The organism is Pseudarthrobacter sp. RHLT3-21 (assembly GCF_059383495.1).
Genome location: NZ_JBWZCI010000005.1, coordinates 52597 through 75502 on the forward strand (window position 1 = coordinate 52597; position 22906 = coordinate 75502).

A 22906-nucleotide genomic window follows, 5' to 3' on the forward strand; every position below is an offset into this window, starting at 1 on the left:
TGCAGCGGCGCCAACAGGTTGAGCCTGCTCAATCAGCAGCTCAGCAGTGTCATCAGCACCGGCGCCTGGAAAGGGCACGACGGCGAGCGCTTCCGCAGCGACTGGACGTCATCGCTCGTGTTGCTGCTGAAGTCCGCAACGTCCGGGCTGGAGCTGGCATCCAAGACGCTGCTCACTAACGCCGACGAGCAGGACAAAGCCAGCAACGGGACTGGTTCAGGCGGCAGCGGTTCCGGGGGCAGCAGCAGCAGCGGTTCCGGCGATGGCACCGCCCAGGACCTGACGGACCGGCTGAACGGCATGACCCCCGAGGAACGCCAGGACTATCTCGGCGGCGAGGAATTCAGGCAGTGGGCGCTCGAAAACCCTGAGGCCGCCAAGGCGGCCATGGACGCTGCCGCAGACTCCGGCCTGATCGACAAGAACTCCGGGGAATACGCGGATTTCCTCAGCTCCTTTTGGAACAACCAGGCCATGCTGGACATGGGCATCGACCCTTCCAGCTGGGACACGTCCAAGGGCACAGAAGCCAACTGGGAGACCATCAGGAAGGTCTACGAGTTTTACGGCCAGGCCTACCTCTCCAATCCGGACCTGCAGTGGGCCGGTATGGCCAACATGATCGGCCCGTCCTTCGCCGGCGGTTTCAAGGACATGGCCATGCTCCGGGATCTCGCCCAGCAGATCGCGGACAATCCGGCCTCGGACATCCGACTCCCCATCCTCGACCAGATCGAACAGCTCGCGGGCATGACCGACGGGCAGATCCGCTTCTACGAAACCAGCATGCTGGACATGAACAAGGAAATCTTCCTTGACCAGGCCCGGCAGCACCAGGCGTACATGAACGGCGGCATCGAGGAAATCAACCGGCTGCGGGACTCGGGTGCCATTGATACCGGTACCGCAGAGGAGTGGGCCAAGATCGATTCCGGCGACCCGGACCTGGTTCAGGAGGGCAACACCGCCCTCCTGTACCGCGAGCAGAACGAGATCATCGCGGACGACTACGACAACATGCGCAACCACCCTGGCGGAGAGGCCGTGACGTATTTGGTGACCTTGGCCGGCGAGCCGTCCATCCCCGGCGCGAAGAGCTACCCGGAGGTCTTTCCCTACACCTTCAGCGTGGAGAGTCCCGGCCCGGAAAACGTGCCCTTCAACCCCACCCAGTTCCGCACCGACTTCACCACAGGCTTCCCCAACGGGAACATCTCCAACGCGGACCAGCGGTGGGAACTCATCCGGCAGGACACCCTCTCGACGTACCAGAACCTCCTGGCGACGGATCCCGCACGTGCGGAGCAGATCATCGGCTCGGACTTCAACGACCGGGTGGAGCAGCACCGCCCCACCAACAACATCCCCGGCATCATGGACCGCTTTGTGGATGGCTTCGGCGCGGAGGTCCACCAGTGACGACCACATGCCCAACCGCAGCCCCCCGCCCGAGGCGGCGGCCCGCCGTCGTACTTCTTGCACTGTCCGCTTGCCTCGCCCTGGCCGGCTGCCAGATCAGTGGCACTACCACCGAACCAACCTCTCAAGGGAGCACCATGAGCACCTCGGAATTCTCCGCCCTCGACGCCGCCGGTGTGGCCACTATCCACGAATCCAGGAGCGCACGGCTGGACATGAGCTCGGGACGGCTGGACAAGGCGGCCGTCCGTGTCACCGAAGACAGCTACGGGCCCGAAATCAACACCCGGGACTCGGGAAAGATCAAGCTCACCATCGTTGCCCCGAGCGGCGAGATCAGTGGGGAAACCGACCGCCTCCGCTTCAACACGACGGACAAGCGGCAGGACTTCAGCGAGGTCACCTACTTCCTCACCGCCGAGTCTTCGGACGAGTATTTTGAGCTCATCCGGGACGGCGTCGAGCGGTACGGGATCGACGCCGGCTCCGCAGAACGCTGGATCAGCAGCACCGAGCGAGACCCGGAAACCACAAGCAATTTCTCCATCACGTCCGGTACGTCAACGGGACTGGACGTGAACTACGACCTCCGGTACGACGGCGGCAAGGACACCAAGGTGATAATCGTCCACGTCAGACCCACGGACTGACGCAACGCCGGACTGATGCGAGCCTGGCTGGCGCAACGCACATGGCTACACCGGCGGACCGGCATTGGACTTCAGGTTCTTCATCACCAGCGTGGACGTCAGCCGCTCAACCCCGGGCAGTGACGTGAGTTCGGCGTCGTAGAAGCGCTGGTAGCCAGGCAGGTCCTCGGCGATGACCTTCAGCAGGTAGTCCGGGGAGCCGAACAGCCGCTGTGCCTCGACAATGTTGGGATTGTCCGCCACCCGGTTCTCGAAGATCTCCATGGTGGAGCGGTCCACCTGGCGCAAAGTCACAAACACAATAGCCTCGAAACCCAGCCCGACGGCGGCCGGATCGATGTCCGCCTTGTAGCCGCGGATCACTCCCGACGTCTCCAGGTCCCGGAGCCTTCGGTGGCATGGCGCCACCGTGAGCCCGACCTTCGCGGCGAGCGCCGTGGCGGTCATCCGGCCATCTTCTTTGAGGTGGCGCAAAATATTTCTGTCAATGTGGTCAATCACGCAAGTATCTTACCAATCTCGCCTCGAAGGGGGCGAAAATGGTAAGCACTTATGGCTGGAAACTTCATAAGGTTTGTTCTGTACCCAACGGACAGGAGCCCGCCATGAATCCCCAGCTGTTTTTCGCTTTTATAGTGGTGGCAGTCGCCCTCGCCTGCACCCCCGGCGTGGACTGGGCCTACTCCATCACCGCCGGGCTGCGGCAGCGCAGCTTCGTCCCGGCCGTGGCCGGACTTTGTGGCGGCTACGTCCTGCATACTCTGCTGATGGTGGCGGGTCTCGCGGCCCTGCTGTCCGGCCTGCCCGGCGTCCTGGGCTGGCTTACCGTGGCCGGCGCGGCGTACCTGCTGTGGCTGGGCATCAGCACCCTCCGCTCCTGGCGCGGCGCCTCCTTCAGTGCGGCAGACGCCGTCGGGAAGCCCGCCAACCAGCTCCGGACCTTCCTGCAGGGCATGGGCACCAGCGGCATCAATCCCAAGGGGCTGCTGTTCTATGTGGCGTTGGTGCCGCAGTTCGTCAGCCCGGAGGCCGCGCTCCCGGTTCCCGTCCAGTCCGGCCTGCTGGGCCTGACGTTTGTCCTGCTGGCCGGAACCGTCTACACCTGTGTGGCACTGCTGGCCCGCAAGCTCCTGCAGTCCCGGCCCGGCGCCGCGCGGACAGTCACCCTGGCCAGCGGCATCATCATGGTGGCCCTCGGCGTGGTGCTCCTCTCAGAGCAGCTGGTTCCGCTGGTTGCCGGGCTCGCCGGGCCGGCCTGACACCACTTTCGGGCGTAGAACTCCGGCACCGCGCTCACGCACAGAACTCGGGCACAGAACTTCAGGCTTTGCGCTCCATAAACCATTCCGTGAACTCCAACGCCCGCCCGTCCGGTTCAAGGCGGATGACCCACAGGTTGTCGTAGCTGGGACTGTCACCGGGGTAGTCCGTGAAGCCCTGCACAAAGGCCAGCCCGCCGTCGGTTCCCAGTACGGACCAGTCAAAGGTCCAATTCCCGGGGTCGTCCGCCGCCGTCAGCCAGCGGTTCACGATCTGCTCGCGCCCCCGCCATGCGTCGGCATCGTGCGGCCGGGTGGCGTAGACGGCTTCCTCGGTGAACAGCGCCCGGATGTCCTCGGGGTTGTTGGTGGTCCACGCCGCGATGTACTTCTCCATCCAGGACCGGACTGCGTCGCTCATGCCTCCGTTGTACTCCGGGGCGGCTGGCTCCACAAGGCAAGTCCACAAGGCAAGTCCATCAGGCCGCCCGTAAGACGAAGCCTATTTTCCGTCCAGGTTCTCCCACTCCTGCTCCCACAGCCGGCGCTCGTCAACGTCCTTGCGGATGACTTCGAACGTTTCCAGCTCCGCCGGCCGGCCGCGGAGCCAGTCCCGCGGGTTGAGGGACTTGCGGCCGTTGTCCAGCACCAGCAGGGCGCGGTCGGTCAGTGCGTCGTTGCGGAGCACCACGTCCGTTTTCCGGCGGCGGAGGACCTCCTTCAGGGCGTCGTGCGCCTGTGCGTGGGCGCCGAGCCGCCGGAGCGCCCGGCCCCGGAGCAAGAGCAGGGCCGCCGAGAGGTCGTCGGAGTTCAGCAGCCCCTCCGTCCAGATCACCACTTCCTTGTCGCGTCCCAGCCCGAACGCCAGCGCACAGCGCGCCAGTGCTGACGGCAACGACGGCGGCAGCCCGGCCACCGTCTGCAGCGCGGCTTCCAGCTGGCCCGTCTCCCGCAGGGAGTGCGACAGGGCTAGGAAGACCGATTCCTGGCTGAACAGCACGGGGACTTCGATGCGCTCGGCAACCTCCACCCGCGTGACCACACGCGTGAGGTACGTGGCCGCATACTGGTTGGCGTCGTCGTCGTTCCTGAGGGACAGGCCGCGCTGGAGGAGTTCGGACGCGCGCAGGTAACCGCCGTGCTGGTACGCAAGGAGGCCCGCCATAACTGAGCAGAGCCCCGCCCAGCCCGGATAGGCGCGGCCCAGGGCGATGAGCCGCTCCGGTTCCTTGCCGGTGAAGATGGCATCGTGCACGGCCCTGGCCGCTTTCCCGGGCATCCGCTTGAGCTTGGGAACCTCGCCGTCCACGGCGAGCAGCGCGGCATCCCGGCCGCCCAGAACACCGTGGATCAGCCCGCCGACGCTGCCGGCGAGCTCGCGGACGGGGGTCTGCATGTGGGCGTTTCCGAACGGTGTCAGGTCACGGGCGTCCCGGTAGATCGGTCCTCTGGCATCCCCCGCGGTCATCTCTCCATGCTACGTGGCGGACCATCGTGGACGGACTATGTGGCCGCGGCGACCCAGAGCCCGATCACCCAGGTGCTGGCCGCCAGGCACGCCAGCCCGAACTCCACCAGCATGCCCAGTCCGGTGGCCTTTAGGGCGGCCCAGCTGGTGGATGTCGCCGTGCCGACCCGCCGGGTCCGGCGAAGCTCACTGAGCAGCAGGCCGGCGGCGAACCCGATAAAGAGCCCCACGACGGGGATGATGAACATGCCCACCACGCCTGCGGCCAGGCCGATTAGCACGCTGCGGTTGGGAATGCCGTGCTGCTTGAGCTTCCGTCCAGTCAGCACTGCACTGGCCGACATGCCAGCGAGCACAAACACCATTCCCACCGCGAAGACCACCCAGCCCACCGCGCCCGCGCCGCCCCAGATGGCCCACGCCAGCAGGCTGAGCCCGATGAGGAAACTGCCGGGAAGCACCGGGATGATGGTGCCGGCCACGCCCACCAGGATGGCCAGGCCACACAGGAAACTTACAACGGTTTCGGAGTTCATGAGCCCCAGTTTAGGGTGGCCGCCAGCCGGACGGCCGGGCCTCCCCGGCCCGCAGGCGGCGGCCGCGGACCACTGGAAGGTGTATGAACAACTTATTGATGGGATAGAGAGTGCTCCACCATTGAGGATTTAGATGCCAGCGATACGCTGCCCAAACAGCGGATTAACGAATTTAGAACTTGTATGTACAGCTGTGTTTTTTGCTTGCTCGGCCTGGCCCAGGGCGCCAAGGTGTATGAGTACCCGGTTCGCGACCCGCGATCCGGGATTCCAACCAGACACGAGGAACCATGACCAGATCCTTCCGCTTCCGCGCGGCCGTCACAGCAACCGCCATTACCGTCATTTCTGCCGTCGGCGTTCCAGGGGCGATGGCCACGCCTCTGGCGCCTGGCACTCCGGCTGAACCACTGACGGCCGCCGACACGGCACCCTACGCAGGGCTCCCCGCCGGCACGAAGTCCCAGAAGACCTTGGTGATCGGGATTGACGGCGCGTCCATCTCCACTTTCGCGCAGGCCGGCGTGCCGAATCTGCAGCAACTGATGAACGGCGGAATGACTGCCACCAGCAACCTTTATGCCAACCCCATGGCACCCACGGTGTCCGGGCCGGGCTGGTCAAGCATCGCCACAGGAGTGTGGCCGGACAAGCACAAGGTAGTGGATAACAACTTCACGGCCCCGAACTACTCCCAGTACCCGGACTACCTCACCCGACTGGAAACCGCCTCCCCCGAAGCTTCAACCCTGGTGGTTGGCACCTGGTCCCCCGTCCCGCAGAAGATTTTCGGCAACAAGGTGGATCTTCGGCTTGCCGGCGGCAACGACGCGGGCACCACGGCCAAGGCAGTTGATTACCTCAGCCACGGCAACCCCGACAGCACCTTTGTGCATCTTGACGAGGTGGATGGCGCCGGCCATTCCGGTGGTACGAACAGCGAGGGTTACCTCGCAGCCACCCGCCGCGCCGACAGCCAGGTGGGCGAAATTCTGCAGGCTGTCCGGCAGCGCCCCAGCTACTCCACCGAGGAATGGCTGATCGTGATCACCGCGGACCACGGGCACACCCCCACAGGAGGCCATGGCGGAAACACCCCCGGGGAGCGCCAGACCTTTGTCATAGCCCAGGGCGCAGGCATCAAGAAAGGCACGGTCCGCAACGACGTCAAGATCGCTGACATCGCTCCATCCGTACTGAAGCATTCCGGGGTTCAGACTGATGCAGCCTGGAACCTGGATGGCACTCCGTTCTCAAAGGTCGCTGCGGACGCTTTCGACAGCCTGAGCGACACCCTCAGGACCCGGGTTGACGAAGCCGGCCTGGCAGCTGACCTCAAGGGCTGGACCAATGCCACCCCCGAGGGCTGGAGCATCGACAACTCCGCCATGCCGGCCGGCGGTGTTACGGAGTGGAGCGGCTGGTCTTTTGCCACCGACGACTTCTGGACCAACACGGATCGAGGACAGGGCCGTGAGACCAGCGTCCGGAACCGGAATGTATTTGCCGTGGCGGACTCAGATGAATGGGATGATAAAGCCCATGCGCCTGGGCAGTTCGACTCCACCCTTGTCAGCCCGGATTACAAGGTCAACGGCAAAACGGCCGTGCTGACCTTCTCGAGCAACTACCGCGTGGACGGCCCGCAGACCGGGGATGTGCTGGTGAGCTTCGACGGCGGTGCACCACAGCTGGTCAAGTCCTACCGCAGCAACGCCAACGGCTTCGAAAGGATCGAGCTGCAGGTTCCGTCGGGAGCCAAATCAGCCCGGGTGCATTTCAAGTACACGGGCACCAACAGCGCCTTCTGGACCGTGGACCAGATCGGCATCGGCCACTGACCTGAATAGCATCGACGGCGGTGCCTCCCTTCCAAGGGAGGCACCGCCGTCGGGCGTTGTGTCAGCTTGTGGCTGCGGAGGCTACTCGGCTTCCACGGCGGCGGCGACGGCGGCCGTCACTGCCGGGGCAACGCGCGGGTCCAGCGGGCTGGGCACGATGTAGTCCACCGAAAGGTCAGCTTCCGCGAGTTCGGCAATGGCTCGTGCCGCGGCAAGCTTCATGGCGGGCGTGATCCGGCGGGCACCGGCGTCCAGCGCGCCGCGGAAGATTCCGGGGAAGGCCAGGACGTTGTTGATCTGGTTGGGGAAGTCGCTGCGGCCGGTGGCCACCACGGCGGCGTACTTGGCGGCCACCTCGGGCAGGACTTCGGGGTCCGGGTTGGAGAGGGCGAACACGATGGAATCGGCGTTCATCAGCCTCAGATGCGCCTCGTCCAGCTTCGAGGAGGAAACCCCGATGAACACGTCAGCGCCCAGCAGCGCTTCGCCGGGGCCGCCCGTGACACTGCGGGGATTGCTGCGCCCTGCCATCTGGGACTTCTTGCTCTGCGGGTCGGCGGCAATGTCGGCCCGCTCCCGGTTGATGACGCCCTTTGAGTCGAGCAGGACAACATCCGTGATGCCGGCGGCGAGCAGGATTTCGGCGACGGCGATGCCTGCTGCTCCGGCGCCGGAAACCACTACGCGGAGGTCTGCGAGTTCGCGGCCGGTGACCTTGGCGGCGTTCGTCAGGGCGGCGAGGGCCACCACAGCGGTGCCGTGCTGGTCATCGTGCATGACCGGGCAGTCCAGGGCTTCGATGAGCTTCTCTTCGAGCTCGAAGCAACGGGGGGCCGAGATGTCCTCGAGGTTGACCGCACCGAAGCTGGGGCGAAGACGGACCAGGGTTTCCACGATCTCATCAACGTCCGTGGTGTTCAGGACCAGGGGAATGGAATCCAGCTCGCCGAAGGTCTTGAACAGGGCGGACTTGCCCTCCATCACGGGGAGTGAGGCGGCCGCGCCGATGTTGCCCAGGCCCAGCACCGCGGTGCCGTCGCTGACCACAACCACCAGGCGCTGCGCCCAGGTGAGGGTCTTGGCGAGTTCCGGGTTGTTGTGGATGGCGCGGCTGACCTCGGCGACACCGGGAGTGTAGGCGATGGACAGGTCGCGCTTGTTGGACAGCGGGACCGTGCTGGTGACCGAGAGCTTGCCACCCTGGTGGGCGTCGAAGATTTCGGCCTCGGTCAGGGCGGTGGCTGCTGAATTGTCGGTAGGTGCGATTACGTCAATGGACACGTCGTTGTCTCCTGGGGCTAGCCGTGGGCGCACGGCGCAGAAAGGCTCAAGCACAGGGAGGCTCAAGGTGGAATTCGTTGCTTCTTGGGCCCAGAGGTGGCGGGCCCGGGGTGAAGCCCTTGCAGATGCGGGTTGCCAGCCACTCCGGTCCTGCAATACTAAACAGCGCTCACGCCCCGGAAAGTGCATTTGAGGGTCCCGAGGCCTGCTAAATCGTTTAATCAGGCGTATTTGTGAGCCACGTCACGGAATAAAGACGTATTTATTGGCCATCTGGTCTAGACCAGTTACGCCGATCGGTGGGCAGCCCGGGCCCCGGCAGCCACCGGAGCAAGCAAAGTGCAGGCCTTTTTGAGGTCCTCTTCGGCCTCAAAGAGCGAGAGCCTGCGGTTGCGGACGGACTGGACCAGACCAGTGACGGTCAGCAGGAGCACCCGGGCCGCTACGGCGTCGTCGGAGGCGGTGGCCACCGCCGTTTCGCTCAGGGCATCGATTTCATGCAGGAGTGCCGTGGTGTCCTTGTCCTTGAGGTAGACGCAGCGGCTCAGGCACTGCTCGACTGCCGGCTGCATCACCCGCATATGGAAGATCTCCATGACCACACCGGTGAGGGCGCGGCCGCCGAAGCTGGCCGCTGACGTGCGGGCCCTGCCCTGAAGCTCGTCCAGCTGCTGGCGGTAGAGGGACAGCATCAGGTGGTTCGCGGTGGGGAAATAGCGGTAGACGGTGCCCAGAGGCACCCCGGATTTTTCCGAAATTTCCGCGAGGTCCACAGACTCCAGCCCTTTGCGGGCAAATCCCGCGGCAGATTCAAGGACGCGCGTGTAACGCAGCCGCTGGCGCGGGGTGGCGGGCCGGGCGGCCATGGACGGATGGGCTGAAAAGGTCTCGGGCATCAGGATTCCGGGGTTGTGTTCCAATGGTGCAGCGGCAGGGAGAGTCCCCATCCCGTGGTGCAGTCCGCCTCAACTATACGGCACGGGCAAATGCCGGAGTCAGTCGACCCCCTTGATTTTGACCACGAACACGGCCCCCAGCAGGCCGATGACGGCGGCTGTGGTGAACAACGTGACGTACCCGCCGAGGAACTGCAGGGAGAGGAAGGCGATCAGCGGGGCAAACACCTGCGGCAGGGAATTGGCCACATTGATGACCCCCATGTCTTTCCCCCGGTCAGCGGCCTGCGGCAGCACCTGGGTCAGCAGCGCGAAGTCCACTGCAAGGTAGGCGCCGAAGCCGACGCCCAGGACGGCGGCCCCCACCAGGGCCCCCGGCCACACCGGGAAAAAGGCCATAATCAGTCCGGCCGTGGCGATGGTGGCGGACGAGCCGATCACAAACGGCTTGCGTTTACCCACCCGGTCACTCCATGGTCCGGCCAGCACTGCGGTGATCATGACCATCACCGCGTAGATTCCCGTGAGCATCAGGACACCCAGCGCCGGGTCCTCATGCTTGATGACGTCCCGGAGGAAAAAGAGCAGGTAGACGATGGTGAGCTGGTTGCCTACGTTGACCAGGAAGCGGGTGAGCCAGGCCCAGGCGAAGTCCGGGTGGCGGGCAGGGCTGATCCAGAAACCGCGCAAAAATCCGGTCCAGGTGAACGGCGGCCGGGCCTCCCGCGGGAGCGGGGGATCGTTCCGGTGGAAGAGATAGGGCAGCACGGAGAACAGCAGGGCGGCCGCACACATGGTGTACCCCACCATGAAGTTTCCGGAGACCACGGCACCGAAAACTGCGCCGAGCAGGATTCCCAGGGTCTGGCCCATCGCCGCCAGCCCGCCCACTCCCCCGCGCTGGAGCACCGGCACACGGTCCGGGACGGCAGCGGTGATGGCCGCGTAGGCTGCGTTGGCACCGAGCTGGACCAGGCACCAGAAGAGGACCATGAGGGCCACCGCCGTGGCTCCGGACATCGCCAGCAACGCAGCCGTGGCCAGGACGGCGCCGGCCAGGACCCACGGGGCACGGCGGCCGAAACCGGAGACCGTCCGGTCGGACAAGGCGCCGAAAAGCGGGTTGGCCACCAGCGAAACGGCGGCGCCGCAACCCGTCACCAGGGAGAGGATGGCTTCCTTGTTGGCGGCGTCAATGCCGATGGCCTGCTGGCCGATGAAGACATTGATGGGGCCGAAGAACGCGGCGTTGATGCCTACATTGACCAGCACCAGCCCGGTCACCCAGCGCGCGGTGACCTTCCGCGTCGGCTCGGCGAGCGCCGCCGTCGAGCTTTCCGCGGCCGCTCCGGGAACCGGCGCAGCGCTGGGATCCGGTGCTGCGGGTGTGTCGGACAGGCTCATGCTGGTTCCCCCTGGAACGGTTGGTGATTCTGAAAATCAGACTATCGTGGGCTGCATCGCGCCGCCTGTCATACGGAGCATGCCTTGTGTGGCGATGGACAGCGCGCAGCCCACGACGACACTGAACACCTGGAGATCCAATGACCGCATCTGCTGCAGGCAACACCAACAGCCCCGTCAACACCGCCGATCTGTACGACGAGCGCGGCGAGGAACTGGCGTCCGTTTCACTCCAGTTCCAGTCCCTCGGCGGCCGTACACACTTCAGCGGCCCGGTGCGGACCATCCGCTGCTTCCAGGACAACGCCCTGGTCAAGTCCACGCTGGCCACCCCCGGCAACGGCGCCGTGCTGGTGGTGGACGGCAGCGGTTCGCTGGGCACCGCCCTGATGGGGGACATGATCGCCGAGAGCGCCGTGGCGAATTGCTGGGCCGGCGTCGTGATTAACGGCGCCATCCGCGACCGCGAGGCGATCGCCCAACTGGATCTGGGCGTCAAGGCGCTGGGCAGCAACCCGCGCAAGAGCGCCAAGGCCGGCGCCGGTGAGGTTGATGTGGATGTAGTGCTCGACGGCGTGACGTTCCGTCCCGGAGTCACCGTCTGGTGCGATCCGGACGGCATCCTCGTGGAGCGCTGAGCGAGGTCCTCTGGCTGCGGCGGGGCCGGTCGGGGCGGCGGCCGCGGAAGAAATTTCTGGCAGCGGGAATGAAACGGGAACTAACATAGTTACTGAAAGCAACTATGTTAACGTGATCCCTTTATTCTTTCCTGGAGTAGCCATGTCCAAAATAACCGCTGTGCGTGCCGCCGGCGAAACCCTGACACAGCGTCAGATCGTCACCGTGATGGTGGGGCTCATGCTGGGCATGTTCCTGGCATCCCTGGACCAGACCATCGTGTCCACCTCCATCTACACCATCGCTAATGATCTCGACGGGCTGTCCCTGCAGGCGTGGGCCACCACCGCGTACCTCATCACGTCCACCGTCAGCACGCCGCTGTACGGCAAGCTGAGCGACATCTTCGGCCGCCGACCGCTGTACCTGATCGCCATCGTCATCTTCCTGGTCGGCTCGCTCTACGCCGGCTCAGTGCACTCCATGACGGAACTGGCCATCGCCCGCGGCGTCCAGGGCCTGGGCGCCGGCGGCCTGCTGGCCCTCGCGCTGACCATCATCGGCGACATCGTGTCCCTCAAGGACCGGGCCAAGTACCAGGGCTACTTCATGTCGGTATTCGGCATCTCCTCCGTGCTCGGCCCCGTGGTGGGCGGCGCGTTCGCAGGTTCCGCCAACATCCTGGGCTTTGACGGCTGGCGCTGGGTGTTCTTCATCAACCTGCCGATCGGCCTTGCTGCCTTGGCCGTGGTGTTCATGTTCCTGCACTTGCCGGCCAAGCACGTGAAGCAGAAGATCGACTACTTCGGCGCGGCCGCCATCACGCTCGCCATTGTCCCGCTGCTGCTGGTGGCGGAACAGGGCCGCAGCTGGCGCTTTATGTCGCTGAACTCCTTCCTTTGCTACGGCCTGGGCGCGGTGGGCATCATCTGGTTCCTGCTGGCTGAAAAGCGCGCCGGGGACTACGCCCTGATCCCGCTCCGGCTCTTCAGGAACGCTACTTTTGGCCTGTCCTCGCTGCTGAACTTCATCATCGGCATCGGCATGTTCGGCGCCATCGCCATGCTGCCCATGTACCTGCAGCTGGTCAAGGGGCTCACACCTACCGAAGCCGGCCTGATGATGATCACCTTCACGGTGGGCATCCTGACCGGTTCCATCACCGCGGGCCGCACCATTTCGGCGTCGGGCACGTACAGGATCTTCCCCATCGTGGGTACGGGCACCCTCACCGCCGCCGCTGTGACCATGGGCCTGTCCCTGGGCGTGGATACGGGCCTCTGGGTTCCCGGCGTGATCGCCGTGTTCTTCGGCATGGGACTGGGTTTCTGCATGCAGCCGCTCACCCTGGCCATGCAGGTCTCCGTGCCCCCGAAGGACATGGGCGTGGGCACGTCGTCCGCCGCGTTCTTCCGCTCCATGGGCGGCGCAGTGGGCACAGCCGTGTTCATCTCCATGCTGTTCAGCCTGGCCGCAAGCCGGATCGCCGACACCATGAAGTCAGCCATGTCCAGTGCCGACTACCAGGCCGTGCTGCGCGACCCGGCCGTGGCGGCGGACCCCGCGAACGCGAAGCTCTACGAGTTCTTCCAGAACGGGGCATCGAACGAATCGCTCAATGACACCAGCTGGCTCCCCTCCGCCAACAGCGCTCTCACCCGGCCCATTACTGAAGGCTTCGCCTACGCGATCGACACCGTGATGATCACCGCGGCCGTCCTCACCGGGATCGCGTTCCTGATCAGCTTCGCACTGCCGAACAAGAAGCTGACGGACCCGAAAGTCGCTCCGCAGGAGGTCGGTGCTGCGCCGGTGGCGGCCCACTAGCGCTTCTGGGTTCACCGGACCCATGCATTCGCGCGGCAACCTGTCACGGCAGGCAGTCTTCTAGGCTGACTGCCGTTGTCGTTCCGCGGAAACCCGGGCTTTTCCCGCCCCGGCCGGCCCAAAAGCGTGCTTCACGTGACACCGGCCGCACGCACGCAGCGGCTAGACTCCGGAACGTGCCGCCCCCGGCGCCGCCGCCCGAGGCAAGCAGCACTCACCGGGCCGCAACTCACCGACGAGCCTAAGGAGTCCGATGACGAGCCCCCTGACAGAGCACCGGCCCACGCGCCTCCCGCTGAGGAAGTCCTTCTCGTTGTCCGCGGTGACGGCGGGATTCGTGGCGGTGGCCATTTCCTACGCCGGCCCCATGCTGGTGGTCCTGCAGGCCGCCCAGAGTGCAGGCCTCAGCGCGGAACGCACCACGTCGTGGGTCTGGTCCCTGGCGGTGGCCAGCGGCGTGACGTGTGTGGTGCTCAGCCTCGTGACGCGCCAGCCGATTGTGGTGGCGTGGTCCGTTCCCGGGGCGGCGCTCCTGCTGACGGCACTGGGGAATTACGAGTACAGCGACGCGATCGGGGCCTATGTCGTGGCGGCTTTGCTGGCGCTGATCGTGGGCGTGACCGGCTGGTTCGGGCGGCTCCTGGCCATCGTGCCGAAGCCGGTGATGGCCGCGGTACTCGCCGGGGTGCTGCTGCCCTTTGTCCTGAAGGCCGTCGAGGCGGTGGTCACGTCCCCCATCGTTGCCGGCGGGCTGGTGGTGGCTTTCCTGATCGGACGGCGGATCACCCCGCGGTACGCCGTGCTCGTGGCCATGGCGGTGGGGGTGGCGCTAAGCGCACTGACAGGTCAGGCCCAGGCGCCCGACCTGACGCTCGACCTCTCCGGACCGGTGTGGACCACACCCACTTTCGATTTCCAGGCGATCATGGGGATCGCTGTGCCGCTGGTGATCGTGACCATGGCCGGGCAGAACGGACCTGGGCTGGCCATGATGGGAACCCTTGGCTACAAGGTCAACGACAAACTGGTCCTCGGCGGGGCTTCACTGGCCTGGCTGGTCTCGGCCCCGCTGGGCTCGCACGGCATCAATCTAGCGGCCATCACGGCCGGAATCTGCGCCGGCCCGGAGGCGCACCCGGACAAGGACCGCCGCTACATGGCTGGCGTTTTCTGCGGCGTCTTCTATATCCTTTTCGGCCTCTTCAGCAGTGCCGCCGTGACACTCTTCTCCGCCGTCCCGGCAGCCATGATGGCGGCCCTCGCCGGCGTGGCACTCCTGGGTGCACTGCACGGCTCGCTGATCGACACCATTTCGGACTTCAAGGCCAACCCGATCGCGGCGGAGGCGGCCCTGATCACCCTGGTGGTCACCGCGTCGGGAGTAGCTCCGGCGGGCATCGTCTCGCCGTTCTGGGGACTCCTGGCCGGAAGCGTCGCCTACCTCGCCCTGCGCCGCTACCGCGGGAAGGCGTAAGCAGGCCCTGCGGAAACCACAGACAGGACGACGGCGGCCTCCCGCCGTCGTCGTCCTCCCCTTCCGTGCGGGAAGCGGCCAAGTGGAACGGCGGGCGGTGACGTGCCACACTGTGTAGCGCGTGTGCGCCGGTCATAAGCCGGTACCGCAGCCGACGACGTCCGCACCGCATCCACCCGACCCCCAATCCCAGGGAGCAGCATGCCCACCGCCAAGGAGCAGACAACCGCCAAGATCCCGCAGCGGGTGATCTGGCTGGCACTCGCAGGCGCGGTGGGCGGATTCCTGTTCGGTTTCGACTCCTCCGTGGTCAACGGCGCAGTAGACGCCATCAAGGACGAGTTCGCGCTCTCCGAGGCCGTGACCGGCTTCGCCGTGGCCATCGCCCTGCTGGGCTGCGCGGCAGGCGCCTTCCTCGCCGGCAAAGTCGCCGACCGCCACGGCCGCATCCCCGCCATGAAGCTCGGCGCCTTGCTGTTCCTGGTCAGCGCCATCGGAACCGGCTTCGCCTTCGGCGTCTGGGACCTGATCTTCTGGCGCCTGGTGGGCGGCCTGGGCATCGGCCTGGCCTCAGTGATCGCACCGGCCTACATTTCCGAGATTTCCCCGCGGCAGGTCCGTGGCCGGCTGGCGTCGCTGCAGCAGCTGGCCATCACCACCGGCATCTTCGCCGCACTCCTGTCCGACGCACTCTTCGCCACCACCGCAGGCGGCGCCGACCAGGCCTTCTGGCTGGGCCTGGAAGCCTGGCGCTGGATGTTCCTCGCCGCAGCGGTTCCCGCCGTGGTGTACGGCTGGATTGCCTACACCCTCCCGGAATCCCCGCGGTTCCTGGTGTTCCAGGGCAAAGAAGACGAAGCCCGCAAGGTCTTCGACTCCATCGCGCCCTCCGAGGACACCGACCGGCACATCCGCGAGATCCAGGACGCCATCGAAGAGGACAAGCTCTCCGGGCAGAAAGGCTCGCTCCGCGGCAAGACGTTCGGCCTGCAGGCAGTGGTCTGGGTGGGCATCATCCTCTCCGTCCTGCAGCAGTTCGTGGGCATCAACGTGATCTTCTACTACTCCACCACGCTGTGGAAGGCCGTCGGTTTCCAGGAGAAGGACTCGCTCACCATCTCGGTGGCAACCTCCATCACCAACATCCTGGTCACACTCGTGGCCATCGCCCTGGTGGACCGGATCGGCCGCCGGCCCATCCTCCTGGCCGGTTCCATCGGCATGGCGGTTTCGCTGGGCACCATGGCGCTGGCGTTCTCGGCCGCAGTTGGCTCCGGCTCCGAGATCTCCCTGCCGGGCGTCTGGGGTCCGGTGGCCCTGGTGGCCGCCAACATCTTTGTGGTCAGCTTCGGCGCATCCTGGGGCCCGCTGGTCTGGGTCCTCCTCGGCGAGATCTTCCCGTCCCGGATCCGTGCCCGTGCCCTGGGCCTGGCCGCCGCCGCGCAATGGGTGGCCAACTTTTCCATCACGCTCAGCTTCCCGGTGATGGCCGCCGCGTCCCTGCCCCTGACCTACGCCATGTACGCGCTGTTCGCGGCGGCGTCGTTCTTCTTTGTGATGTTCAAGGTGCCGGAAACCAACGGCATGTCCCTGGAGCAGGCCGAGACGCTGTTTGTGCCCAAGGGTTCCAAGAAGGCATAACGCCCGGGTCAGAGCGTGAGCTTCATGCCCTCATGGCTGGCGTCAAAGCCGAGCCGCTCGTAGAAGCGGTGGGCGGCCGTCCGCGTCTTGTGTGTGGTCAGCTGCAGCAACGTGCAGCCGCGGCGCCTGGATTCGTCGATCGCCCACCCCACCATCAGGTTTCCCAGGCCCTGGCCACGAAGGCTGCCCGCCACGCGGACCGCCTCAATCTGCGAGCGCCAGGAGCCCTGCCGCGAGATGCCGGGAAGGAAGCTCAGCTGGAAAGTGGCCACTACGGGGCCGTCAGCTGCCCCAACCGGCACGTACTCCCCCACCGCGAGCAAATGGGACGGATCGGCGTCGATCGCTTCGAAAGCACGCTCGTACGGTGCCATCTCGTGGCCCAGCTCGCGGCTGGCGCCCAAGGAATCGTCGGCCAGCAGTGCCACGATGGCGGGCAGGTCCGCGGCGACTGCGTGCCTGAGGCGGAAGGTCCCGCCGTCGACGTCGGCAGTCAGCAAGGGGGTCAAGGCGCCGGGGTTCGTGGTCATCTCCCCAGCATTCCACGGCTGTTCCCGGGACCCAACGTACGACGCCGAGACCACGCCCCAGGGTAGGAGATCACAACGCACGACGCCGGCACTCGGGTGAGTGCCGGCGTCGTGATTGCGCGAGGGTTCAGGAAAAACCCGCAGGAACTGCGAGAGGGTTTGGGAAAAACCCGCACGAAGTGAGAGAGGGTCAGGCGGGCGCCTTCGCCCCTTCTGCCTGGCGTTCCTCCACCAGCGTGGACACGGCTGCGAACAGGGGGTGCTCCGGAGCCAGCCCGGTGATCCGGGCTGTGGCGTCGTCCGCCGATGAGGACGCCAGGATCTGCGCAAGCTCGGCAGCCTCGGCGTCGGCGGGGTCGGTGAAGCGAAGGGCCGCGGCGATGGCACCCAGGAGTGCCTCGGGCACGATCCCGCGTTCGGCGAGCTCGGCTGCCGGGCCGATGAACCGTTCATGCCGGCTGAGCTTGCGCATCGGGGCGCGGCCCACCCGGTTCACGGTGTCCGGCAGGTGCGGGTTGGAGAACCGGACCAGGATCTTCTGGACGTAGGCTTCCTGCTCGTCGTTGTTGAAGCCGTGCTTGGCCACGAGGAGCTGCTTGGTTTCCTCCAGGACGGCCCGGACGTCTTCCGCGACGTCCTGGTCGGCCATGGCATCGGAGATCTTTTCCAGGCCGGCCTCGAACCCGAGATACGCCGCGGAGGCGTGCCCGGTATTCACGGTGAAGAGCTTCCGCTCGATGTAGGGCGAGAGCTCGTCCACAAACGTCGCCCCCGGGATGACCGGCGCAGCATCGCCAAATGCCGTCCGGTCGATGACCCACTCGTAGAACGTCTCCACGGTGACGTCCAGGCCCTGGCCCGGCGCCTGGTTGGGCACAATCCGGTCCACGGCGGTGTTCGCAAACACCGCCGCGTCGTCCAGGGAGCCGGCGGCGTCGTCCCAGAGCGCCGCGACTTCGGCCCGCAGGATGTCCGTGGCGTTGATGGCGTTCTCGCAGGCCATAACCTGCAGCGGCGCCAGCCCGGTAGCCCGCGCCGCGATGCCCTTGGCGATGGCGGGCGCCACGAACTTCAGGATGTGCGGTCCCACGGCGGTGGTGACGATGTCCGCCGTCGCGATTTCCCGCACCAGCTCCGCTTCCTGCGTGCCGGAGTTCAGCGCGCGGAAGTTGTCCACCGTCCGGACGGTGGGGTTCTCCCCCACCTCGTGGACGTTGTAGCTGTCTGCTGCCGCCAGCTGGTCGATGAGCGTGTCCGCGACATCCGCGAACACCACCTCATAACCGGCCTGGTGCAGCAGCAGCCCCACAAAGCCGCGGCCGATGTTGCCGGCTCCGAAATGTACCGCCTTCACTATGCGTTCACCTTTCCGAACAGCTCCAGGACTTCCTCAACGGACGTGGCCGCTTCCAGCTGGGCCACCTGGGCCTTGTTGGTGAAGACCTTCGCGATGGAGGACAGGATGTGGAGGTGTTCGTTGTTGATGCCGGCGACGCCCACCACGAACTTGACCTGCTTGCCGTTCCAGTCGATGCCGTCCGGGTAGCGGATCACGGACACCGCCGACTTCAGGATGTGGTCCTTGGCGGCGTTGGTGCCGTGCGGGATGGCCAGCAAGCTGCCCATGTAGGTGGACACGGATTCCTCGCGTTCGTGCATGGCCGCGAGGTAGCCCTCGTCCACGGCGCCGCGGGCCAGGAGGAGCCGGCCGGCTTCGTCGATGGCGGCATCGCGGGTGGTGGCGGTGCCGTTGAGGATGACGCTGTCGGCCACGAGGATGTCGGAAGGCGCCGCCGTCCCCGCAGCTTCGGCAGGTGCTGTACCGCTGCCGGCGGCGGGTGAGGCATCCACAGGGGCACTGGCAACGTGCGCGCCGTGGCCAGCGGCAGCTGCGGCACCGGCGGCAGCACCGGCGTCGGGCGTTGCGCCTTCGGTGTTGTGCTCCTTGACCAGCTCCACAATCTCGTCGTACCGCGGGCTGTTCATGAAGTTGTCCACGGAGTAGTGGGCCGCACTGGAGGTGACGGGCTTGGCGCGTTCGGTCAGGTCCTGGTGCGTGATCACAACGTCGTAGGTGTCGCTGAGGTTGGCGATCGCGGCATTGGTGACCTTGACGTCCGGGAACCCGGCGGCCTTGATCTTGTTCCGCAGCACCGAGGCGCCCATGGCGCTGGAGCCCATGCCGGCGTCGCACGCGAACACAATGTTCTTGATGGGGCCGGCGAGGACAGCCGTGCCCACGCCGCCACCTGCACCAGCGCCGGTCAGCATTGAGGAGACGGAGCTCTTTTTGCCCTTCATGGCTTCCATCTTGGACGTGGCGTCGGTCAGGTCCGTCTCGTCGCTGTGCTTGGTGGTCTTCAGGATCACGGAGGCCACCAGGAAGGAGACTGTGGTGGCAAGAACCACCGCGAGGATCACCCCGACGTAGCTGTCGCGGGAGGTCTGGGCGAGCACGGCGATGATCGAGCCAGGCGCCGCCGGCGCAACGAGTCCGGAGCCGGTGATGGCCATGGTGGCGATACCCGTCATGCCGCCGGCGATTGCGGCCAGGATCAGCAGCGGGCGCATCAGGACGTACGGGAAGTAGATTTCGTGGATGCCGCCGAGGAAGTGGATGATCGCTGCGCCGGAGGCCGAACCCTTGGCAATGCCCTTCCCGAAGAACATGTACGCGAGCAGGATCCCCATGCCGGGACCGGGGTTGGCTTCGAGGAGGAACAGGATCGACTTGCCCTGCTCCAACGACTGCTGGATGCCCAGCGGGGTCAGCACGCCGTGGTTGATAGCGTTGTTCAGGAACAGCACCTTGGCGGGCTCGATGAAAATGCTGGTGAGCGGCAGCAGGCCGTTGTTGACCAGGAACTGCACCACATTGCCGGCGCCGGTGCTGAACGCCTGGACCAGCGGGGAGATGCCGTAGAACCCCAGCATCGCCAGCAGTGCGCCCCAGATGCCGGCCGAGAAGTTGTTGACCAGCATCTCGAAGCCCGGGCGGATTTTGCCTTCCCACAGGAGGTCGATCTTCTTCATGGTCCAGCCGCCGAGGGGGCCCATGATCATGGCGCCGATGAACATCGGGATGCCGGCGCCCACAATGACGCCCATGGTGCCGATGGCTCCCACCACGCCGCCGCGGACGTCGTAGACCATCCGGCCGCCGGTGTAGGCGATCAGGAGCGGCAGCAGGTAGGTGATCATGGGGCCAACCAGGCCCACATTGGGGACTCCCTCGGCGTTGGTGTCGAAGCCGCCCAAGGCCGGGACCGGGATCCAGCCCTTCTCAATGAAGAGGGCCGTGATGAGCCCCCACGCGATGAACGCGCCAATGTTGGGCATGATCATGCCGGACAGGAACGTCCCGAACTTCTGGACGCCGACCCGCAGGCTGGTGCGGGGTTTCGCAACTGTCTCTGTTGCCATGTGCTTTCCTAACCGTCATTCCTGCTGCAGCGCAGGATGGGTCCGATACTTACGACGACGTGCTGGTGGAGATTCGGTGAAGCCATTCGAGGAACAGTTTGAGTTCCGAGCTGGAGAGCTGGTCTGAGTGCGATGCCTGGAGCGCGGCGTTCAGGGCAATCGCTGCCACCACCACCGAGGACTTGCCGGAGTCTTCCGGCGCGGCCCCTTCGGCTTGCGCCGCAGACACCGCAAAGATCATGGCGTCCCGGGTCATGATGGACAGTTCAAGGTTCCGTTCGGCGGCCGGTTCCGCAATCAGCATCAAGGTCACACCCACGTTGGCGGCCAGGATGGACCTGGCTGCTTCGCGCGGCTGGACGTTCAGCTGGCCCGCAGCCGCTGCCTTGTTCAGCATCTCCTCCATCAGCGCCTCGGCTTCGGCGACGATGGCGGGGCGGCTTTCCGGGCGGATATTGCCGAACATCACCAGGTACAGTTCCGGCTGCTTGAGCCCGAACTGGACGTGGTTATCCCACATCCGCCGGATGTCTTCCAGCGGATGTCCGGACCGGGCGAAGTCCCTCTCGCCCGCAACATACTCTTCAAAACCTGCGGCGACGACGGCGTCAAAGAGACCTTCCTTGTCACCGAAGTGGTGGTACAGCGTGGGCGCCGTAACCCCTGCCAGCTGCGTGATCTGGCGGGTGGAGACGGATGCTCCCGCGGACTTTGCCAGCAATTCGGCCGCTGCACGCAACAGACGCATTTTGGGGGGAAGCTGGCCATCCAAACTCATAGCCGCTACCCTATCACCTATAGCATTGCTATATGAACTGAATCACATACAATTTTTTCAGGCACGTTTCCGCCCTCGCACATAGTGGTCGCGGCGGCCCCGGCATGGCGCCGGGATAACCTAGGCGGGCCTGGCTACCGGCAGAGAATGAGGACCTTCAGTGCAGACCTTCCCAGGAGTTGGCGTCAGCCCCGGCCGCATCATCGGAACCGTCCGGCAGATGCCCAAACCGATCAGCGAACCCCCCGCAGGCGAGCAACTGGCCGCCGGAGTCACGGCCGAGGACGCGACCGCCGCCCTCAAGACGGCCTCCCAGGCGGTGCACGACGAACTGAAGTCCCGTGCCGCCCACGCCACAGGTGACGGCAAAGCAGTCCTGGAAGCCACGGCACTCATGGCCAAGGACACCATGCTGATCAAGGGTGCGGCCAAGCTCGTTGCCCGCGGCGCCTCAAGCGAGCGCGCCATCTGGGAGTCCGGTTCCTCCGTTGCTGAAATGCTTCACAACCTGGGCGGCTACATGGCCGAACGCGCCACTGACGTCCTGGATGTGCGCGCACGGATCGTCGCCGAGCTGCGCGGCGTGCCCGCGCCCGGCATTCCGGCATCCAATACGCCGTTCGTCCTGGTGGCCGAGGATCTGGCGCCGGCGGACACCGCGACCCTGGACCCGAACAAGGTACTGGCACTCGTTACAGCGGGCGGCGGCCCCCAGTCCCACACCGCCATCATCGCCCGCTCCCTTGGCCTGCCGGCCGTGGTGGCAGCCGTAGGCGTGGACGAACTCCCGGACGGCACGGACGTCTATGTGGACGGCGCGGCCGGCACCATCACAGCTGAGCCCGACGAATCACTGCGTGCCGCAGCGGAAGCATGGGCGGCCACGGCTTCCCTGCTGGCCGAGTTCAGCGGCACGGGCACGACGGCGGACGGCCACCTGGTGCCGCTGCTCGCCAACGTTGGCGGCGGCAAAGACGCCGAGGCTGCCGCCAAGCTTGGCGCCCAGGGCGTGGGCCTTTTCCGCACCGAATTCTGCTTCCTCGAACGGGACTCCGAGCCCAGCGTGGAGGAACAGGCCGCGGCCTACAAGAGCGTTTTTGATGCGTTCCCGGGAAAAAAAGTGGTCCTGCGCACGCTCGACGCCGGCGCCGACAAGCCGCTTCCGTTCCTGACCGACTCCACGGAGCCCAACCCGGCCCTGGGCGTCCGCGGCTACCGCACTGACTTCACCACACCTGGCGTGCTGGACCGCCAGCTGGAAGCCATCGCCCTGGCCGAGAAGCAGTCCGAAGCGGACGTGTGGGTCATGGCCCCAATGATCTCGACGGCGGAAGAGGCGGCCCGCTTCGCCTCAATGTGCGCCGACGCCGGCATCAAGACGCCCGGCGTGATGGTGGAAGTCCCCTCCGCCGCACTCACCGCCGAGGCCATCCTGCGCGAGGTGGGCTTCGCGAGCTTGGGCACCAACGACCTCACCCAGTACGCCATGGCCGCGGACCGCCAACTCGGCCCGCTGGCAGGACTGAACACACCCTGGCAGCCCGCCGTGCTGCGCCTGGTGGGTTTGACCGTGGAAGGCTCCCGTGCGGAAGGCAACAACAAACCCGTGGGCGTCTGCGGTGAGGCGGCCGCTGACCCGGCCCTCGCCGTCGTACTTACCGGGCTGGGCGTCAACACGCTGTCCATGACCGCGCGGTCCCTGGCCGCTGTGGCCGCGGTGCTGAAGACCGTCACGCTGGCCGAGGCGCAGCAGCTGGCCAAGCTGGCCCTGTCCGCGCCCAGCGCCACCGAAGCCAAGGCTTGGGTACGGGAAAAACTGCCCGTCCTCGAAGAACTCGGCCTCTGACCGCCCGCCTTTGAC

The 22906-nt window shown here is 65.9% G+C and carries 20 protein-coding genes; 9 read left to right on the top strand and 11 right to left on the bottom strand.

Annotated features, from left to right (window positions below; translation table 11 throughout):
* Window positions 1-18 precede the first annotated feature (18 nt).
* Both AC50YA_RS07395 and AC50YA_RS07400 read left to right on the top strand, forming a co-directional pair.
* Window positions 19-1419, top strand: a complete 1401-nt coding sequence (locus AC50YA_RS07395; protein WP_494981660.1) for a WXG100 family type VII secretion target — start codon at window positions 19-21, stop codon at window positions 1417-1419.
* A 137-nt stretch (window positions 1420-1556) separates the two neighbouring features.
* Entirely contained in the window at window positions 1557-2069 is a 513-nt protein-coding gene (locus AC50YA_RS07400) for a hypothetical protein (protein ID WP_494981661.1), read from the top strand.
* 45 nt (window positions 2070-2114) lie between these two features.
* On the opposite strand, the gene AC50YA_RS07405 is transcribed toward AC50YA_RS07400, so the two are convergent.
* Window positions 2115-2570, bottom strand: a complete 456-nt coding sequence (locus tag AC50YA_RS07405; protein ID WP_082575850.1) for an Lrp/AsnC family transcriptional regulator — start codon at window positions 2568-2570, stop codon at window positions 2115-2117.
* A gap of 104 nt (window positions 2571-2674) precedes the next feature.
* On the opposite strand from AC50YA_RS07405, the gene AC50YA_RS07410 reads away from it, so the two are divergent.
* Window positions 2675-3328: a LysE family translocator gene (locus AC50YA_RS07410; protein ID WP_494981662.1), complete on the top strand. Its 654-nt coding sequence runs from the start codon at window positions 2675-2677 to the stop codon at window positions 3326-3328.
* A gap of 61 nt (window positions 3329-3389) precedes the next feature.
* Here AC50YA_RS07410 and AC50YA_RS07415 read toward each other — a convergent pair whose 3' ends face one another.
* The 3 genes from AC50YA_RS07415 to AC50YA_RS07425 form a co-directional block, all read right to left on the bottom strand.
* Window positions 3390-3749, bottom strand: coding sequence for a nuclear transport factor 2 family protein (locus tag AC50YA_RS07415; RefSeq protein ID WP_494981663.1), 360 nt, complete (start codon window positions 3747-3749; stop codon window positions 3390-3392).
* Between the two features lie 81 nt (window positions 3750-3830).
* Window positions 3831-4796 carry a hypothetical protein gene (locus AC50YA_RS07420; RefSeq protein ID WP_494981664.1) on the bottom strand — a complete coding sequence of 322 codons (966 nt, stop codon included), beginning with the start codon at window positions 4794-4796 and terminating at the stop codon, window positions 3831-3833.
* Between the two features lie 35 nt (window positions 4797-4831).
* Window positions 4832-5332, bottom strand: coding sequence for a DUF456 domain-containing protein (locus AC50YA_RS07425; protein WP_494981665.1), 501 nt, complete (start codon window positions 5330-5332; stop codon window positions 4832-4834).
* A 290-nt stretch (window positions 5333-5622) separates the two neighbouring features.
* Here AC50YA_RS07425 and AC50YA_RS07430 point away from each other — a divergent pair, with 290 nt between their 5' ends.
* Window positions 5623-7173 (top strand): alkaline phosphatase family protein, encoded by a 1551-nt coding sequence (locus AC50YA_RS07430; protein ID WP_494981666.1) that lies wholly within the window; start codon window positions 5623-5625, stop codon window positions 7171-7173.
* Between the two features lie 81 nt (window positions 7174-7254).
* On the opposite strand, the gene AC50YA_RS07435 is transcribed toward AC50YA_RS07430, so the two are convergent.
* The 3 genes from AC50YA_RS07435 to AC50YA_RS07445 form a co-directional block, all read right to left on the bottom strand.
* Window positions 7255-8454: an NAD(P)-dependent malic enzyme gene (locus tag AC50YA_RS07435; RefSeq protein WP_494981667.1), complete on the bottom strand. Its 1200-nt coding sequence runs from the start codon at window positions 8452-8454 to the stop codon at window positions 7255-7257.
* A 287-nt stretch (window positions 8455-8741) separates the two neighbouring features.
* Complete coding sequence (locus AC50YA_RS07440; protein ID WP_494981668.1) at window positions 8742-9350, bottom strand: TetR/AcrR family transcriptional regulator; 609 nt, start codon at window positions 9348-9350, stop codon at window positions 8742-8744.
* 99 nt (window positions 9351-9449) lie between these two features.
* The gene (locus AC50YA_RS07445) at window positions 9450-10754 is read right to left on the bottom strand and encodes an MFS transporter (RefSeq protein ID WP_494981669.1); all 1305 of its coding nucleotides are present in this window, start codon (window positions 10752-10754) and stop codon (window positions 9450-9452) included.
* 140 nt (window positions 10755-10894) lie between these two features.
* Between AC50YA_RS07445 and rraA the strand changes: the two genes are divergently transcribed.
* The 4 genes from rraA (at window position 10895) to AC50YA_RS07465 (ending at window position 16314) form a co-directional block, all read left to right on the top strand.
* Window positions 10895-11392, top strand: a complete 498-nt coding sequence (gene rraA, locus AC50YA_RS07450) for a ribonuclease E activity regulator RraA (protein WP_494981670.1) — start codon at window positions 10895-10897, stop codon at window positions 11390-11392.
* A 142-nt stretch (window positions 11393-11534) separates the two neighbouring features.
* Entirely contained in the window at window positions 11535-13199 is a 1665-nt protein-coding gene (locus AC50YA_RS07455; RefSeq protein WP_494981671.1) for an MDR family MFS transporter, read from the top strand.
* A gap of 253 nt (window positions 13200-13452) precedes the next feature.
* A complete protein-coding gene (locus AC50YA_RS07460) occupies window positions 13453-14673 on the top strand; it encodes a benzoate/H(+) symporter BenE family transporter (protein ID WP_494981672.1) in 1221 nt (406 codons plus the stop codon).
* Between the two features lie 201 nt (window positions 14674-14874).
* Window positions 14875-16314, top strand: a complete 1440-nt coding sequence (locus AC50YA_RS07465; protein WP_494981673.1) for a sugar porter family MFS transporter — start codon at window positions 14875-14877, stop codon at window positions 16312-16314.
* A gap of 8 nt (window positions 16315-16322) precedes the next feature.
* On the opposite strand, the gene AC50YA_RS07470 is transcribed toward AC50YA_RS07465, so the two are convergent.
* The 4 genes from AC50YA_RS07470 to AC50YA_RS07485 all read right to left on the bottom strand — a co-directional run bounded on the left by AC50YA_RS07470 (window position 16323) and on the right by AC50YA_RS07485 (window position 21045).
* Window positions 16323-16844 (bottom strand): GNAT family N-acetyltransferase, encoded by a 522-nt coding sequence (locus tag AC50YA_RS07470; protein ID WP_494981674.1) that lies wholly within the window; start codon window positions 16842-16844, stop codon window positions 16323-16325.
* A 190-nt stretch (window positions 16845-17034) separates the two neighbouring features.
* Complete coding sequence (locus AC50YA_RS07475) at window positions 17035-18198, bottom strand: mannitol-1-phosphate 5-dehydrogenase (RefSeq protein ID WP_494981675.1); 1164 nt, start codon at window positions 18196-18198, stop codon at window positions 17035-17037.
* Entirely contained in the window at window positions 18198-20267 is a 2070-nt protein-coding gene (locus tag AC50YA_RS07480; RefSeq protein ID WP_494981676.1) for a PTS mannitol transporter subunit IICBA, read from the bottom strand. Before AC50YA_RS07480 ends, AC50YA_RS07475 begins: the two co-directional genes overlap by 1 nt.
* Window positions 20268-20316: 49 nt before the next feature.
* Window positions 20317-21045, bottom strand: a complete 729-nt coding sequence (locus tag AC50YA_RS07485; protein ID WP_494981677.1) for a TetR/AcrR family transcriptional regulator — start codon at window positions 21043-21045, stop codon at window positions 20317-20319.
* Window positions 21046-21205: 160 nt separating this feature from the next.
* Between AC50YA_RS07485 and ptsP the strand changes: the two genes are divergently transcribed.
* A complete protein-coding gene (ptsP, locus tag AC50YA_RS07490) occupies window positions 21206-22891 on the top strand; it encodes a phosphoenolpyruvate--protein phosphotransferase (protein ID WP_494981678.1) in 1686 nt (561 codons plus the stop codon).
* Window positions 22892-22906 lie beyond the last annotated feature (15 nt).